General features: G+C 54.2%; 13 protein-coding genes and 1 other annotated feature. Of the genes, 12 read left to right on the forward strand and 1 reads right to left on the reverse strand.

The genetic code is table 11. From position 1 onward, the window contains the following. The first annotated feature begins 510 nt into the window (after positions 1-510). The 6 genes from AC3Y2E_RS25370 to AC3Y2E_RS25395 all read left to right on the forward strand — a co-directional run bounded on the left by AC3Y2E_RS25370 (position 511) and on the right by AC3Y2E_RS25395 (position 9166). Positions 511-2220, forward strand: coding sequence for a hypothetical protein (locus tag AC3Y2E_RS25370; protein WP_379215393.1), 1710 nt, complete (start codon positions 511-513; stop codon positions 2218-2220). Positions 2221-2475: 255 nt separating this feature from the next. Then, entirely contained in the window at positions 2476-4200 is a 1725-nt protein-coding gene (locus AC3Y2E_RS25375; protein ID WP_379215396.1) for an efflux RND transporter periplasmic adaptor subunit, read from the forward strand. Positions 4201-4202: 2 nt separating this feature from the next. Then, entirely contained in the window at positions 4203-4913 is a 711-nt protein-coding gene (locus AC3Y2E_RS25380; protein ID WP_379215399.1) for an ABC transporter ATP-binding protein, read from the forward strand. After that, positions 4910-6088: an ABC transporter permease gene (locus AC3Y2E_RS25385; protein ID WP_379215401.1), complete on the forward strand. Its 1179-nt coding sequence runs from the start codon at positions 4910-4912 to the stop codon at positions 6086-6088. The genes AC3Y2E_RS25380 and AC3Y2E_RS25385 overlap by 4 nt, the downstream gene beginning before the upstream one ends. Before the next feature lie 20 nt (positions 6089-6108). Beyond that, positions 6109-8265 (forward strand): hypothetical protein, encoded by a 2157-nt coding sequence (locus AC3Y2E_RS25390; protein ID WP_379215403.1) that lies wholly within the window; start codon positions 6109-6111, stop codon positions 8263-8265. A gap of 115 nt (positions 8266-8380) precedes the next feature. Next, on the forward strand, positions 8381-9166 hold the full coding sequence (locus AC3Y2E_RS25395) for a stalk domain-containing protein (protein ID WP_379215405.1): 786 nt from the start codon (positions 8381-8383) through the stop codon (positions 9164-9166). Positions 9167-9349: 183 nt separating this feature from the next. Here AC3Y2E_RS25395 and AC3Y2E_RS25400 read toward each other — a convergent pair whose 3' ends face one another. Next, complete coding sequence (locus tag AC3Y2E_RS25400) at positions 9350-9772, reverse strand: C40 family peptidase (protein WP_190926780.1); 423 nt, start codon at positions 9770-9772, stop codon at positions 9350-9352. 329 nt (positions 9773-10101) lie between these two features. Between AC3Y2E_RS25400 and AC3Y2E_RS25405 the strand changes: the two genes are divergently transcribed. The 6 genes from AC3Y2E_RS25405 (at position 10102) to asd (ending at position 14516) form a co-directional block, all read left to right on the forward strand. Next, positions 10102-10758 carry a phosphatase PAP2 family protein gene (locus AC3Y2E_RS25405; protein WP_379215408.1) on the forward strand — a complete coding sequence of 219 codons (657 nt, stop codon included), beginning with the start codon at positions 10102-10104 and terminating at the stop codon, positions 10756-10758. Between the two features lie 86 nt (positions 10759-10844). Next, complete coding sequence (locus AC3Y2E_RS25410) at positions 10845-11039, forward strand: hypothetical protein (protein ID WP_379215410.1); 195 nt, start codon at positions 10845-10847, stop codon at positions 11037-11039. Positions 11040-11077: 38 nt separating this feature from the next. Further along, positions 11078-11287: a hypothetical protein gene (locus AC3Y2E_RS25415; protein WP_379215412.1), complete on the forward strand. Its 210-nt coding sequence runs from the start codon at positions 11078-11080 to the stop codon at positions 11285-11287. A 115-nt stretch (positions 11288-11402) separates the two neighbouring features. Beyond that, the gene (locus AC3Y2E_RS25420) at positions 11403-11912 is read left to right on the forward strand and encodes a VOC family protein (RefSeq protein ID WP_379215414.1); all 510 of its coding nucleotides are present in this window, start codon (positions 11403-11405) and stop codon (positions 11910-11912) included. Positions 11913-12002: 90 nt separating this feature from the next. After that, positions 12003-12764, forward strand: coding sequence for an MBL fold metallo-hydrolase (locus AC3Y2E_RS25425; protein ID WP_379215416.1), 762 nt, complete (start codon positions 12003-12005; stop codon positions 12762-12764). 137 nt (positions 12765-12901) lie between these two features. Beyond that, positions 12902-13161 (forward strand) — a binding site (T-box leader). A gap of 269 nt (positions 13162-13430) precedes the next feature. Continuing rightward, on the forward strand, positions 13431-14516 hold the full coding sequence (gene asd / locus AC3Y2E_RS25430; protein WP_379215418.1) for an aspartate-semialdehyde dehydrogenase: 1086 nt from the start codon (positions 13431-13433) through the stop codon (positions 14514-14516). The last annotated feature ends 312 nt before the right edge of the window (positions 14517-14828 follow it).

The raw sequence follows: 14828 nt of genomic DNA on the forward strand, positions 1-14828 counted from the left end.
AGTCTTCTTGAGCTTTACAATGAACATCACCCCCAAAGGGGATAATCTTGGAGGAGCCGGATGCGATGACCCGCACGTCCGGATCTGTGAGAGGCCCATGCAATTGTGCATGGGCCTACTCGATTTGGCATGGCGAGATCGCTTGAAAGTGTAAGTCTTCTTTGTCCGGAATCGCCGACCGACCCTGGGGTTGCCGCACTCGCACTTTAAGCAACAATTTAGTTTATTTTCAGCTTGCATTAAGCCTCCGTTCACGGACAGGTCATATAGAAGGCCTATACTTCAAGTGCGCGTTCAAAAAGTCCGGTTTTCAGCACCGAGAAGATGGGATGAAGCTAGGAAATGAGGAGCGGAGCGTAGTGGGACCTACGTGAGCACCGGAAGTTCCGGCTGAATTCCATATTCGATGTCGAGCAGGCTTCTGGATCTGCTTCGTGATCAAAAGTGGACTTTTTGAACAACCTCTTCAAGGCGTAGGAGTAAGGGATACATAGAGACGAGAGGATGGAGATGGAATTGAACAACCAAAAAGGAACTACGATGAAGAAACGTTTTGCCGTGCTGATGGGGGCCGTCGTATTCGCGGCAGCAGGCGGCTTCGCCGGACCGCTGCACCCGGCCTATGCGGATACGGTGAAGACGGAGACGGTTTCGGTTTCGAATGAGGGTACGATTCGGGAGGTAGCCGTGTCCAGCCAAACGGCAGGCCCGATCACTTACGCGGATCTGCTCGTACGGAAGCAGCTGTCCCAAATCGTCACGCTGGCGTCCGCGTATGCCGACTCGGATATCGACTATAGCTCTTATCTGGAGTCGGTATACTCGGGAAAATCGCTTGCCGAAGCGGCCGGGGTTTCGCCGGGCGACCTGTATGACCAGCTGATGGCCTCCTACCGGCAAACCGTCGAGGCGGAAGTCGCCGCCGGTTACTTGACCGGAACGGAAGGCGATCAAGCAGTTCAGGCGTTATCGTCCGCCGTATCCGCTGCGGTATCCGGCAGCTGGGATCAAGATTCCCGCTTGTCCGTTACGGACGCCGGACAAGATCTGGTGCAGCTGCATGTGAACCGGATCGTGCCGAACGCCGCGATCTTTATCGAAGGCTCGTCGGCCGGCTTGCTTCAGGCGTTGCTAGCGGGCCAAAGCTTGGCGGAAGCAACCGGCTTGAGCGCGGATTCGTTGTCCGCCCAGCTCGAGTCGCAGCTGTCCGCCGATCTGGACCAAGCCGTCCGGTCCGGCAAGCTGCGAGCGGAAGATGCCGAGGCGCGGAAGGCGGAAGGGGCGAAGGCGATCCGGGAAGCCGTATCGACTCCGGCATACGACAGGACAAGTTCCGCATGGATGGACCGGTTCGGCGAGCGGCTTCTCGCCCGTCAGCTCGACTCGGCGGAGCGATTGGCCGCTGTCCTGTCGAGCAAGGATTACTCCGACGTCCTGGAGGCGCTGGAGCAAGGGAGCACGCTCGCGGAAGCTACCGGACTTTCGGATTCCGAGCTGTCGGACCAGCTGGGGGTCTCGATCCGTCAGGCGATCGATGCCGCTTGGCTTGACGGCAGTCTGTCCCGGCAGGCTGCGGACCAGTGGAAGGCGAAGGCGGACGAAGCGTTAAACCGGTTAATTCGCGGTGAAACGCCGGACGGGACGCTGCAGGCCGATGCAGCGATCGCTCTAGGAAGCACGCGGAATATCGTGAAGAACAGCGCATCGTACGCCGGCCTCTCTTACGGGGAACTGAAGGAAGCGCTGGCCGCCGGTCAGACGCTCGTACAGGCAACCGGACTAACCGAAGCCGAGCTGCTTGGAGCGCTGCAAGCGGGAGCCGAGCATTACATCGCCGGTGCGGTGCAAAGCGGCAGGCTGGACCGCGCGGAGGGAGCGACCCGCGAGGAAGCCTATTCGCTAATCCGCGCTGCTATTCAAACGGCGGGATATGCAGGAAAAGTGGATGCCTCGCTGTACAGCAGCGAGCTGGCGAACCGGGTGCTGGAGCAGACGGCGGAGGCGGTCGGAGCGGACGAAGCCGGGCTGCTTGAGTCGCTGTCGCGGGGATATCCGCTTTCGGCTGCCGCACAATCGGATAAGGACAGTCTGATTTACAATCTGCTGCGCTCGGCTAATCAGGAGATTAACGGACTGGCCGACGACGGTCGAATTACGACGGAGGAGAGCGCGCGATTGAAAGCCGAGTATTCGTCCAGCCTGCTGGAGCAGCTCGCGTAATAGCGGGATTAACCGTCAGGCCGTTCCCATTGCCGGAACGGCCTGCAATTTTACCTGGATTTAAGGTTTTGTTCATAAATGGTTCATATTCGGCGCCTATAATTCCTTCAGGCTGAACCAGTTGTCCTTACAGCGATGTAAGCGTATCCAGAAAAAGGCAGGAGGAGGAATTACAGCTATTACATACGGAAGTGCCGGCTGAACAGCCAACCTATACATTTCAAGTCCATAGAGTAGACGGGAAGGAAGATGGTCATGGCCATGAAACGCGGTGCGAAATGGGCGGTCGTTTTGGCGGTTGTCGTCGTTTGCGGAGGTGCGGGAACGTATTTTTTTGTCAGCACATCCGAACGGCCGAAAGTATCCGCCCAAACCCAAATATCCACCGTAAAAGTACAAAAAGGAAATATCCGGCTGTCCGTATCCGGGACGTCGCAGTTCCAGACGCAAAATTTGCAGAACATTACCGCTCCGGCGGACGGTACGATTTCGCTGCTTAATGTAACCAGGAGCCAGCCGGTCAAAAAAGGGGACATTCTGGTTGCCGTTTCGAACCCGACGATTGAAGCGTCCTTGAAGGACGGCCAAACAAACCTGGCCAATCTGCAAAAGGAACTGGACGATTTGATCCGCCAGCAGCAAAATTTGCGCATCGTCGCGCCGAGCGACGGCAAGCTGACACTGGGCGCCAACTTTGATGTCGGTTCGACGGTAAGCAAATCGATGAAGATCGGGACCGTCTCGGGCAACTCGATATTAACGGTGAAGCTGCCCTTCCCGATGGAAGAGGCGATCCAGTTTCAAGCCGGAGATGCGGTCGATTTGACGATTACCGGATTCTCACTTACGAAGACCGGAACGGTGAAGTCGGTCGGCAAGGAAATGAAGGCCGATGCGTCCGGCAACCGGATGGTGGATGTGGAAGTGACGGTGGACAACGACGGTACGATCGACGCCGGCATGGACGTATCCGGCAGCGTTATTTTGAACGGCAGAGAGATCAAAGCGAAAAGCACGGCGAAGCTGGAGCCGCAAAAAACGGTCGCTTTCCTGTCGGAGACGGCGGGAACGGTGTCGGAGCTGCGCTACAAGACGGGGGATACCGTCAAGGCGGGAGACGTGATCGCGGTCATTGTGAACGATTCCTTGAAAGATTCGATCGCTTCCAAGCAAGCCAGCCTGGAGAGACAGCAATTCACGCTCCAGGAAGCGCAGAAGCGGGTCGACGATCTGACTGTAAAAGCTCCGTTCGACGGCGTATTTTCTACCGATTTCGCCAATCAGCGGGCGAACGTGCTGGCCAAATTCCCGGTCGGAGCCGCCGTGAAATCGGGCGATCTGTTCGGGGGCGTGGCGAGCCTGGACGTCATGACGCTGCCGGTTCAGGTGGACGAATTGGATTTGACGAGCATCAAGCCGGGACTGAAGGTCGAGGTCAGCGTGGACGCCTTCTCCGGACGGAAGTTTGCCGGCGAGGTGCTTACGGTATCAACAGTCGGCACGACGACGAACGGCGTGACGTATTACGATGCCGTAGTCGGCGTCGAGAATAAAGACCAGCTGCTCAAGTACGGGATGACGGGTACGGCTGAAATTTTGATACAGGATAAAAAGGATGTGCTCACGCTGCCGCTCGAGGCGCTCCGGATGCAGCGCGGCGGCGCCAGCGTATCGGTCAAGAAAGCCGACGGCACGGTTGAGGAGAACGTTCCGATCAAGATCGGCATCCGCAGCAAGACCAGCGTAGAAGTGACCGAAGGGCTGCAGGAAGGCGACGAGGTCGTCGTGCCGACACGTCAGCGCACGCAGAACGGAACTCAGCAGCAGATCGACGCTTTGCGCCAGCAGTTCCAGGGCGGAGCGTTCCCGCAAGGCGGGGGCGGCGCTGGAGGCGGAGGCGTGATGATCCAGATTCCGCAAGGCGGCGGCGGATTCCAGGGCGGCGGCGGTGCCGGCGGAGGCGGAGGAGGAGGCCGATAAGCATGAACATCATCGAACTGACGGATATTTGCAAAACGTATGGCCGCGGAGACGAGCAGGTGCATGTGCTGAAAAACGTTTCGCTTACCGTCCACACAGGCGATTTCGTAGCGATCGTCGGTCCCAGCGGTTCGGGTAAATCGACGATGATGAATACGATCGGCCTGCTGGACACTCCGACATCCGGTACTTACAAGCTCGACGGGACCTCTACCGAGAAATTGAATGACAGCCAAATGGCGGTGCTGCGGAACAAAAAGATCGGCTTTATTTTTCAGCAGTTCAACCTGCTGCCCCGGCTGACGGCGATCGAAAATGTAGAGCTGCCGTTAATCTACGGCGGGATGGGAAGAAGCGAACGGAGAGAGAAGGCGGTCCGAATGCTGGAGTCGCTTGGCATGGGAGCGCGCATCGGCCACAAGCCGAGTCAGCTGTCCGGGGGGCAGCAGCAGCGCGTGGCGATCGCCAGAGCGCTTGCCGGCTCGCCGTCGCTGCTGCTTGCCGACGAGCCGACGGGAGCGCTCGACTCGAAGACCGGCTCGGAAGTGCTGGAACTGATGATACAGCTGAACGAGCAGGGCAATACGATCGTGCTGATCACGCACGACCTGCACATCGCCGAGCATGCCAAGCGGGTCGTATCGCTGCGGGACGGAGAAATCGTGGAAGATAAACGAAACGAATCGCTGCCGAGACAGGCGGTGTACGTATGAACTTTTTTGAGCTGGTCATCATGGCTCTGCGCACGATCTTAGGCAAGCCGATGCGGACGCTGCTCACGATGCTGGGCGTCATTATCGGCGTCGGCTCGGTCGTCACGCTCGTATCGATCGGACAGGGGACCGCCGCCCAGATCGAGAAGCAATACGAGAATCTGGGCACGAACCTGCTCGTCGTCAACCTGCTCGGCAACGGCCGCGCAACCCAGCTCGATTACGAGGATCTGATGGAGCTGGAGATTTTGCCGGAGATCGAGTCGATCGCGCCTACGGTTACGAAGGCGGGCTCCAATGTAAAGTATGAGCGGACCTCGGAGTCGTTTAACGTCATCGGGACGAACGACCGTTACTTCACGTTAATGAAGACGGAGCTTGCGGCCGGACGCGAGCTTGTGCCCGCCGATGTCGAGTTCCGCAACCAGGTTGCGGTCATCGGCAGCGAAGCGGCCAAAACCTTGTTCGGCAACGTCGACCCGATCGGCTACGATATCAATATTGACGGACTCGTATTCACGGTAGTCGGCACGCTGAAGGAGAAAGGGTCGAACATCGGCGGAACTTCTCCCGACAGCTCGGTCATCGTCCCGATCGAGACCGCCCGGCGCGCCTTCAAGCTCGGGCAAATCCGGACGACTTACCTGGAAGCTCCGGAGATCGGCCAATTAGCGACCGCACAAAATACGATTACTCAGTTTTTGACTTACAAGTTCAAAAGCAGCAACGGCTTCCGCATCTCCAACCAGGACGAACTGATGAACGCCAGGAAGGAAGCGTCCAGCTCGCTGACGAATCAGCTGATCAGCGTCGCGCTGATCTCGCTTCTGGTCGGCGGAATCGGGATTATGAACATTATGCTCGTAACGGTGAGCGAGCGCACCAAAGAAATCGGCATCCGCAAATCGATCGGGGCCCAGAGACGGCATATTCTCATGCAATTTCTGATGGAGGCCGCGGTCATCAGCGGACTGGGAGGCTTGCTCGGCTTGCTGCTCGGCATCGGGGCGTCGCTCAGCTGGCCGTTGTTCAATCCGGGACAACCGACTGAGCTTTCGCTGGAAATCGGGATTTATGCGTTTTTGTTCTCTGTATTCGTCGGAATCATATTCGGCCTGTACCCGGCGAACAAAGCGTCGCGCCTGAAGCCCATCGACGCGCTTCGATTCGACTAAAGACATGGAGGTAGTCCCCTATGAGACGACACAAAAAAGGCGTCATCGCTTCGAAGGCGCAAAAGCTGCTGCTCGCCGCTTCGGTATTATGCCTGGCGTTCTCTCCCGTTACCGCTTCTGCGGGAAAGGAGGGAGTGTACGCGAGCAGCAGCGTATACTTTACGCTGGAGAAAGTCCGGTATTCCACCGCTTCCGACGATTCCATCCTACGGTTTGCCGTGCAGCTTCATAACGGCTCGGAGGGGAACGTCGATTACAATTGGTACGGCGTTCGCGTAACCGACGCATCGGGATACAGCTATTCCGCCCAGTTGACGGGCAAAAACAACGCGCGGGTGCAGCCGGGCAAAGCGAATGAATTCGCCTACGAAGCGCGGCTGCCGAAAGGGTTGCCGGCGGATGAGCTGAAAGTGACGCTGTTCAGCTGGAGCTACGGCTCCGCCGTCGCGATGAACGATCTGGGCTCGTTGTCGGTTTCCGCCGCTATGCAGACGGACGTGCAAGACGCGCCTGCCGCGGTCGTACCGATGGCTCAAGCCGACAGCTCGTATGCGAGCGATTCGAAGGTATCGTTCCGTCTGGGCAACGAATATTTCGTCTATGAAGACGACACATGGAACTTGTATGCGGATCTGGTGGCGGAGAACATCTCTTCGTCGGGTTTCGCGCTTCCCGCCGGTCTGAAGATGAGACTGGAAGATCCGGACGGGCAGACGGTGGCGGTTACCGTTCTGGACGGGGCGGACAAGCCGCTGCTGCCCGGCAAGCCGCAGCGGCTGACGGTCCGCGCTTCGGTTCCCGGCGAAGCTCGGGACGGGATGTGGGATCTGCAGTTTTATTATGCGAGCGGCAGCGAATCGGTCGTGCTGGACAGTCTGGCAGCGGGCCGGACGGCGAATATCTCTTCCATCGGCGACTCGCGCGCCGTATCCGACTCGGCCGGTTTGGATTCGGTTTCCGTACAGGTCGAATCGGCGGTCGTCTCGCAAAATGACGACGGCAAATGGGTGACGGGCAAAGTAAGAGTTGCCAACGTCCGCAATCAAGTGGTCGCGATCCCGAAACTGACAGCTATGTTCCAAGCCGGCAGCGGCGGCGTTTCGGTAGCGGCGGCGGATACGGCGGTTCATCCCGCCTATTTGTCCCAAGGAGAGACGGAGCTGTTTTCCTTCAGCGCCTTGCTGCCGAAAGGGATAGACGTTGACGATCTTCAACTGGCCTTGTTCGAAACGAGAAACGGCTCTGCCGCAGGCAGCTCCTCAACCGGCAGCGGAACTGCGGGCAATACAGGTGCTGCAAACACCGGAGGCTCCAATGCGACCGGCGGTACGAACAATACGAATACAGCTGCCGGTTCCAAGACGGTGCCGATTTTGCTGGCCGGCTTGCAAAAAGCGCAAATTCACCAGCAAGGAAGCGGAGCGCCGTACAATCTCGGGGACAATGTCGTCCTGGCGCTTGACGAGAAAATCGACGTAGCCGTGATGGAGCTGAATACGTACGAGAACGAAAATTACGGGTTCACGACAGCAGTTGCCAAGCTGAAAGTGACGAACCGGGATACGACTACGCTTGCGCTTCCGGATCTGACACTGGACCTGACCGACGAATCCGGGCGGGTCTACTCCGGCACGCGGCAGACGAACGTGATCTCCCAGCTGGCCTCGGGCAACAGCTATCTGGTGACGTATTCCTTCTCGGTTCCCGAAGCTTCCGAAGACAAGCCGGTTACGCTGCGCATGTACAAAGCCAAGGAGACGATTCCGCTGGCGGCCGTGTCGCTCGGATACGGGCAAGAGGATACGACGGACGCGTCCTGGAAGGTATATCCGTATGCGATCGATATCAAGGAGTCGGATCTGCTGCTGAACGGGCTGCTCAGCTCCACGTTCACCTATACGCTCAAGATGAACGCAGCGCTCACCCGCAAGGATACGATTATCGCGGACGCGGCCATATCCAAGCTGCAGTTCGACGTCGTCGATCCGTTAGGTTTCGTCATCGGCTCGCAGACGCTGCCGTTCCAGGGGACAACCCGGATGGTGAATCAGGAGAATACCTTGAACTTCTCGAACCTGAAGCTGAACAGCTTCAGCCATACGAACTATGTAAAAGTGTATGAACTGATCGAAACGCCGAACGGTGTCGTCAAAAGATTTCTCGGCGATTTGAAATAAACGGTCGGAAACGGTATGGCCCTGCGGGGTTATACCGTTTTTTTCCTTTTGGACGGTTGCCCGTCCGGAATATCTTGACTACAATAACTAGGAAGGGAATGGAGGAGGACAAACGATGAAACGGAAAATAGCGATGATAGCGGCAAGCATGCTGATAGCTGCATCCGGAGTCGCGTGGGGAGCCGGGAGCGGGGAGTACAAAGGATTTCCGGTCGTAAACGTAGTCGTGAACGGAAAAACGGTGCAGGGCGAAGCGCCCGGCATCAATCTGGAAGGAACGACGCTGGTGCCTCTTCGGGCAATCGGGGAGTCGCTTGGCGCGAAGATCGGCTGGGATTCCGCCACTTCCACCGCTACGCTAACGATAGCGGCTAATACCGGAAACGGATCGGGCAATCCGGTTGTCCCCAAGCCGGTCGATAAGGAGACGGAGGCGCTCCATCAATATATGATTAAGTTTTCCGAGAAGATCCAAGAATATTACGACAATCTTCCGGTTGCCCGGGAGAAAATTCGGATCGCCAAAGAATTTTACGAAATTCGTGGCGACAATTTTTATTTTCAGCAGCTGGATGTCAACTTGTTCGGCAAGGCGGATACCGCTTTTACCGATCTGATGGTGATGAACGGCGCCCCGGAGATGAACAAGGCAAGGGAGAAAGGGTATCCGGTCTTGACGCTGGTCCAGGTTGCAGAGAAAATCAGGACGGCGATGGGCTCCTACAAGCTGTCGGCGGACCATTACAGATCGTACAAGCAGACGGATCGCAAAGATTATTTGGACTTTTATATTACGAATTACAGCATCGGTTACGAGGATGAGCTGAAAGCAAAGGAGATGCTCAAAGCCGCGGTTGCGGAGCTGACGGATAAAATGAAGCAAGGAGCGCCCGGAGAGTAGCCGAGCGTTCTTTGCTTATTGGGAATGATCATATGTATCATTTTCCAAACGATTGGTATAATCCTTCCTTGTGCAGCATTCCCTGAATAAGCAAAACGGAACCGACGACCCTGCGGATCATGGCTCCGTTTTAAGTTATAGTTTTTTGAAATTGGCGGATAGGGCCATCGTAATACGACTGTGTTACAGGACGCGGCGGGCAGTTGTGTAGTGGTCTTTCCACCATCCGGAATTGATGCTGGAGATCGTAACTCCCGGCTTGCCGTACGTATGCATCACTTTACCGTTGCCGATGTAGATGCCGACATGATGAATCGGGGAATAGAAAAAGACGAGATCCCCAGGCTTCAGCTGGCTTTTCGGCACGAATTTGCCGACCTTTGATTGCTGTTTGGACGAACGCGGAATGTTAACGCCATGCTGACGGAAAATATATTGGGTAAAGGACGAGCAGTCAAACGAACTGGTGTTGCCTGTCTTTGCGCCGAATTTATATCGGACTCCCATATATTTTTTGCCTGTATTAATTATTTTCGTAGCTTTGGACGTTGCCGATACGGAAGCGGATGTCGAAGCCGCTTGGGCAGAGTTGGAATTCAGGAACATGCCTCCGGAAAATAATACGGAAAAGCTCAGTGTGACAGCAAGTGCAGCTCGTCCGATACGTGTGTTTCTAGTCTTAATCATAACTTCCTCCTCGCAAAATATCGGATTGGGTGATCACCTGCTACTACCATACCATATCGAAAAGCACCGGAAATTGGAAAAGGTTTGTGAAAGCCTTTTCCGGCATGGGTTTCCGTGCTATTATGAGAATTTGATGAGAATTTTGCACAAAATTAGGGTTGACAAGGAGCAGTAAGCGTTATCATTTGCCGATTTACGCGAACTTTGAGTTAGAGTGCGCTTGTAAAAGAGAGAGGAGAACGGAATCATTGACGGGAATACGAATAACTAGCGGAATTATCGTGAGTTTGCTTTGCGCCGTAGGGTTTGGCGCTATTGCGCTGCTGATCGGCGATCAGAGAATCGAAGGTTTCGACAACGCGGTTATCTCCTTCGTCCGGGGGCTGGAATCGGATGTCTGGACGAATGTATTCGTCTTTTTCACCTGGATGGGGTCCGGTTTATGCGCCGGGATCATCTCGCTTGCAGCCATGGTATTTCTATACGCTGTACTGGGGCACCGCAAAGAGCTGATCTTGCTTGCTTCCGTAGGCGCAGGTTCCTGGATACTGAATGAGACGCTGAAGGCGATCTTCGAGCGCGCCAGACCGACGGTAAACCGGATCGTGGAGGCGGTCGGCTACAGCTTTCCGAGCGGACATTCGATGGGCGCCTTCAGCTTGTACGGCATTCTCGCGTTTCTGCTGTGGAAGCATATCCGTTCTGTGAGCGGGCGTATCCTGCTTCTGGTCGTCAGCGGTTTCTTCGTCCTGATGATCGGCGTCAGCCGGATTTACGTGGGCGTTCATTATCCGAGCGATATCGTGGGCGGTTATTTGGCAAGCGGCTGCTGGGTGTTTGCGGCGATTTGGGTGTATCAAAAAACGGTTGCATCGAAGCAAGCCGCTGGAGAGAGCAGAAAGTGATGAAATGAGAACATTTGTTCTTTACTGACGATGGCGATAGTGGTATTATTTGGGTATCTCTATATGGAAACGGGAGGGCCGGATCGTTGAATCGATACGACAGCTTAACCGAGTGGAACACTTTGTTTCATAACGCCTTGGAGTCGTTTGTCGAGAAGCTGAAGCAGGACGAGCAGGTGATTGCCGCGGTATTGTTCGGCAGTTTGTCAAGCGGGGCGCCCATAATTTATACATCCTGGACGAGCCGACGACCGGGCTGCATCTGCAGGTTCAGAAGCTGATCCGCTGTATCGACCAGCTCGTGGAAGCGGGCCATACGGTGATCGTTATCGAGCACCATCTGGATATGATCAAGGTCGCCGATTATATTATCGATATGGGGCCGGAGGGCGGCAAAGGAGGAGGCACGGTCGTCGCTTGCGGTAGGCCGGAAGAAGTCGCCAGAGTACCGGGATCGCACACCGGCCGTTTTTTGCAGGAAGTATTGTCGTTCGACGAAACGTTATGGGCGCAGGTTGGCAGCAAATAAACGAGAATCACACCGGTCTGATATTGCGATGCGCCAGACCTTTTTGCGTAGGAAGACCATTAAATGATGCGCCATCGGTTACACTAACTATTATGTTTACTAGGGAGTGAGTGTTATGGAAAGGAAAATTCAAAAAATCACATCCAATTTGTGGTTTGATACGCAAGCGGAAGAAGCGGCTACGTTTTACACGTCCATATTCAGCAACTCCTCCATCGGACGAATGACCCGATATGGAAAAGGCGGCCGCGGAGGCGAGGAAGGTACAGTCATGACCGTCGAGTTCCGCTTGGATGGACAAGAGTTCGTTGCCTTAAACGGCGGTCCCCAATTTAAATTCACAGAGGCGATTTCCTTTATCGTGAACTGCGAGGATCAGGACGAGCTGGATTATTATTGGGATAGACTGTCCGAAGGCGGAGATGAGAAGGCGCAAGTATGCGGATGGCTCAAAGATAAATACGGCGTATCGTGGCAAGTTGTTCCGGCCCGGCTCACCGAGATGATCTCCGGTCCCGACCCGGAAAAATCGGAAAGAGTCATGCATGCTTTACTCCAAACGAAGAACAAAATAAATATAATGAAATTGCAGCAAGCGTATGAGGGTGAAGGGCTGTTATACTAGGAACACATCACTAAAAAATAAGCAAGCGTATAACCAGTTACCATTGGCGATTGTATAAACAACCGCTCTTTGCTTACGGGGAGAATAATGATGAACACCACTTATCGGCTGCTTGAGATCAAATTCGATTATAACGGGCAACATCAGGTGATTACGCCGGTTCTACTGCAGGATGAACACGAACGGATTCTTGTGGATTGCGGTTATCCCGGATTTATTCCGCATCTTGAGAAAGCGCTTGGCCGCTATGGAGTCACTCTCGATGCGATCACTCATTTCATTGCGACCCATCACGATATGGATCATATCGGATCGATGGCGGAGCTGAAGCGTAAATATCCGCACATTCAAATGATAACGCATGAGCTGGAAAAGCCGTATCTGGAAGGCGCCAGAAAATCACTGAGGCTGGAGCAAGCGGAGTCATCGCTGGAGGAGATGCCTCCCGAAGCGAAGCCGTATGCGGAACAGTTTATCCGCTTTCTGCACTCAATCGAGACGGCGGAGGTAGATCAGACGGTATCCGGCGGCGACACGCTGCCTTGGTGCGGCGGGATCGAGATCGTTCATACGCCGGGTCATATGCCGGGGCATATCTCGTTGTACTTGCCGGCTATCAAAACGTTGATCGCAGCCGACGCGGTCGTGATCGAGGACGCGAAGCTGGCCATCGCCAATCCCCAGTATACGCTGGATCTGGAAGAAGCGGTCCGTTCGGTCCGTCGCTTGCTTGAATATGACATCGAGCACCTTGTCTGCTATCATGGAGGGTTATTTCAGGGCGACGTACGGCAATCGCTGCATGAACTTCTCCGGACATATCCGATCGACGGGACTGGCGCGCAAGTATAAGCGGGATAACAATTAATCCCAGTCCTTTTAGAAAAAGGCGGGAAAGCGGAGCAAATCGGCAATTAATCGCTACTTCCGCCTTTGAATTTAAAAAATGGTTTACCAAACGGCAGTTTTTTGATACTATTATCGCAATATGAAATGCGATGAAGAGACGAGTAAATAAATGAATTCTTTCACAGAGAACCCCGGCCGGCTGAGAAGGGGTAAAGGATTTTTTATTGAAAAAAGACTCTGAGCAGCAGGTCGGAACTCACGTGAGGGATGGCGTGCCAGGAGCTCCTGTTATAGAGCTAGAGTATAAGCATTACGTCGTAATGCCGTACTTAAAGAGGCCGGTATGGCGACATACCAGCGAATCAGGGTGGTACCACGAGTATAGGATCTCGTCCCTAAGACCAAGTCTTGGGGGTGGGATTTTTTATTGTTATAAAATATTTGCGGCGCTATCAAAGCTTTTGTTGTAACTTGGAATCGCCGCAGGGAACCTGCGCACCGAAACGGATGGTTTGAATAGTAAATTAGGAGAGGATCGATGCATGCCACGTTTCGTTCCGGGAACGGGCGGCCGTGCAGGGAACCTCTCTCCGGGTTGAATGATGGATCTGTCGAAAATTCCAATGAATAAATAACAAGACATGTATATCAGAAAGGAATGGATCGCTTATGTCTCAAAAGCTAAGAGTAGGTATCGTCGGAGGAACGGGAATGGTGGGCCAGCGGTTTGTTCAACTGTTGGATCAGCACCCTTGGTTTCAAGTTACGGCAATTGCGGCAAGCGCCGGGTCCGCAGGGAAAACATATGAAGAGTCCGTGAAGAGCAGATGGAAGCTGTCTACCCCGATTCCGGAAGACGTCAAATCGATTGTCGTTCAGGATGCTTCCAAGGTGGAGGAAGTTGCGTCCGGTGTAGATTTTATTTTTTGCGCTGTGGAAATGAAAAAGAATGAAATTCAAGCGCTGGAAGAGGCTTATGCGAAAACAGGCACGCCGGTTGTATCCAACAACTCGGCTCATCGCTGGACTCCTGACGTCCCAATGGTTATTCCTGAAGTGAATCCCGAGCATCTGGACGTCATTGCCGCCCAAAGAAAACGTCTCGGCACTTCGACCGGTTTCATCGCAGTCAAGCCGAACTGCTCCATCCAGAGCTATGTGCCTATGCTCCATGCTTTGGCTGATTTCAAACCGACCCAAGTCGTGGCTTCGACGTATCAGGCGATCTCCGGCGCCGGCAAAAACTTTACCGATTGGCCGGAAATGCTCGATAATGTCATCCCGTACATCGGCGGGGAGGAAGAAAAAAGCGAGCAGGAGCCGCTGCGCATCTGGGGCAGCATCGTCAACGACGAGATTGTTAAGGCGAGCGCGCCGCTCATTACAACCCAGTGCATCCGTGTTCCGGTAACGGACGGACATCTGGCTACCGTATTCGTATCGTTTGAGACAACACCTTCGAAAGAAGAAATTCTCGCGCGCTGGTCGAACTACAAAGGCCGTCCGCAGGAGCTGGGGCTGCCAAGCGCGCCGAAGCAGTTCATCACGTATTTTGAAGAAGAGAACCGCCCACAAACCCAACTGGACCGCGATATCGAGAACGGAATGGGCGTGTCGGCAGGCCGGTTGCGCGAGGATTCGCTGTACGACTTCAAATTCGTCGGACTGTCTCACAATACGTTGCGCGGAGCGGCGGGCGGCGCTGTTCTGATCGCCGAGCTGCTTAAAGCCGAAGGGTATATTCAAGCAAAGTAAGGGTAACGAATAGAATAGATCAATTACAACAGCAGGTTTCCGATTGTTCGGGGCTTGCTGTTTTTTGCTTTTGTAAGGAAAAGATCGATCCTGCTGTAAGAGTCGGCAGTTCGAGTTGATTGCGTTGGTTTACATTAATTATAATATAAATATAAACCACAAATTGACTGTTGTAGCATTTCATTAAATAGTTTCTCCGGTAACTAAATCAATCATTGACTTATTACTCGAATCACTCTAGTATTTATATTGAAAAGGGAATAAATGTAAACCAGTATTAATTAATAAATTATAAATCAATAATAACATCTT

This window comes from Paenibacillus sp. MAH-35 (assembly GCF_058135425.1).

Coding starts and splice junctions, on each gene's coding strand:
- AC3Y2E_RS25385 (WP_379215401.1), top strand. CDS start 4,910: ATGAACTTTTTTGAGCTGGTCATCATGGCTCTGCGCACGATCTTAGGC.
- AC3Y2E_RS25420 (WP_379215414.1), top strand. CDS start 11,403: ATGGAAAGGAAAATTCAAAAAATCACATCCAATTTGTGGTTTGATACG.
- AC3Y2E_RS25370 (WP_379215393.1), top strand. CDS start 511: ATGGAATTGAACAACCAAAAAGGAACTACGATGAAGAAACGTTTTGCC.
- AC3Y2E_RS25395 (WP_379215405.1), top strand. CDS start 8,381: ATGAAACGGAAAATAGCGATGATAGCGGCAAGCATGCTGATAGCTGCA.
- AC3Y2E_RS25390 (WP_379215403.1), top strand. CDS start 6,109: ATGAGACGACACAAAAAAGGCGTCATCGCTTCGAAGGCGCAAAAGCTG.
- AC3Y2E_RS25425 (WP_379215416.1), top strand. CDS start 12,003: ATGAACACCACTTATCGGCTGCTTGAGATCAAATTCGATTATAACGGG.
- AC3Y2E_RS25400 (WP_190926780.1), bottom strand. CDS start 9,772: ATGTTCCTGAATTCCAACTCTGCCCAAGCGGCTTCGACATCCGCTTCC.
- AC3Y2E_RS25375 (WP_379215396.1), top strand. CDS start 2,476: ATGGCCATGAAACGCGGTGCGAAATGGGCGGTCGTTTTGGCGGTTGTC.
- AC3Y2E_RS25380 (WP_379215399.1), top strand. CDS start 4,203: ATGAACATCATCGAACTGACGGATATTTGCAAAACGTATGGCCGCGGA.
- asd (WP_379215418.1), top strand. CDS start 13,431: ATGTCTCAAAAGCTAAGAGTAGGTATCGTCGGAGGAACGGGAATGGTG.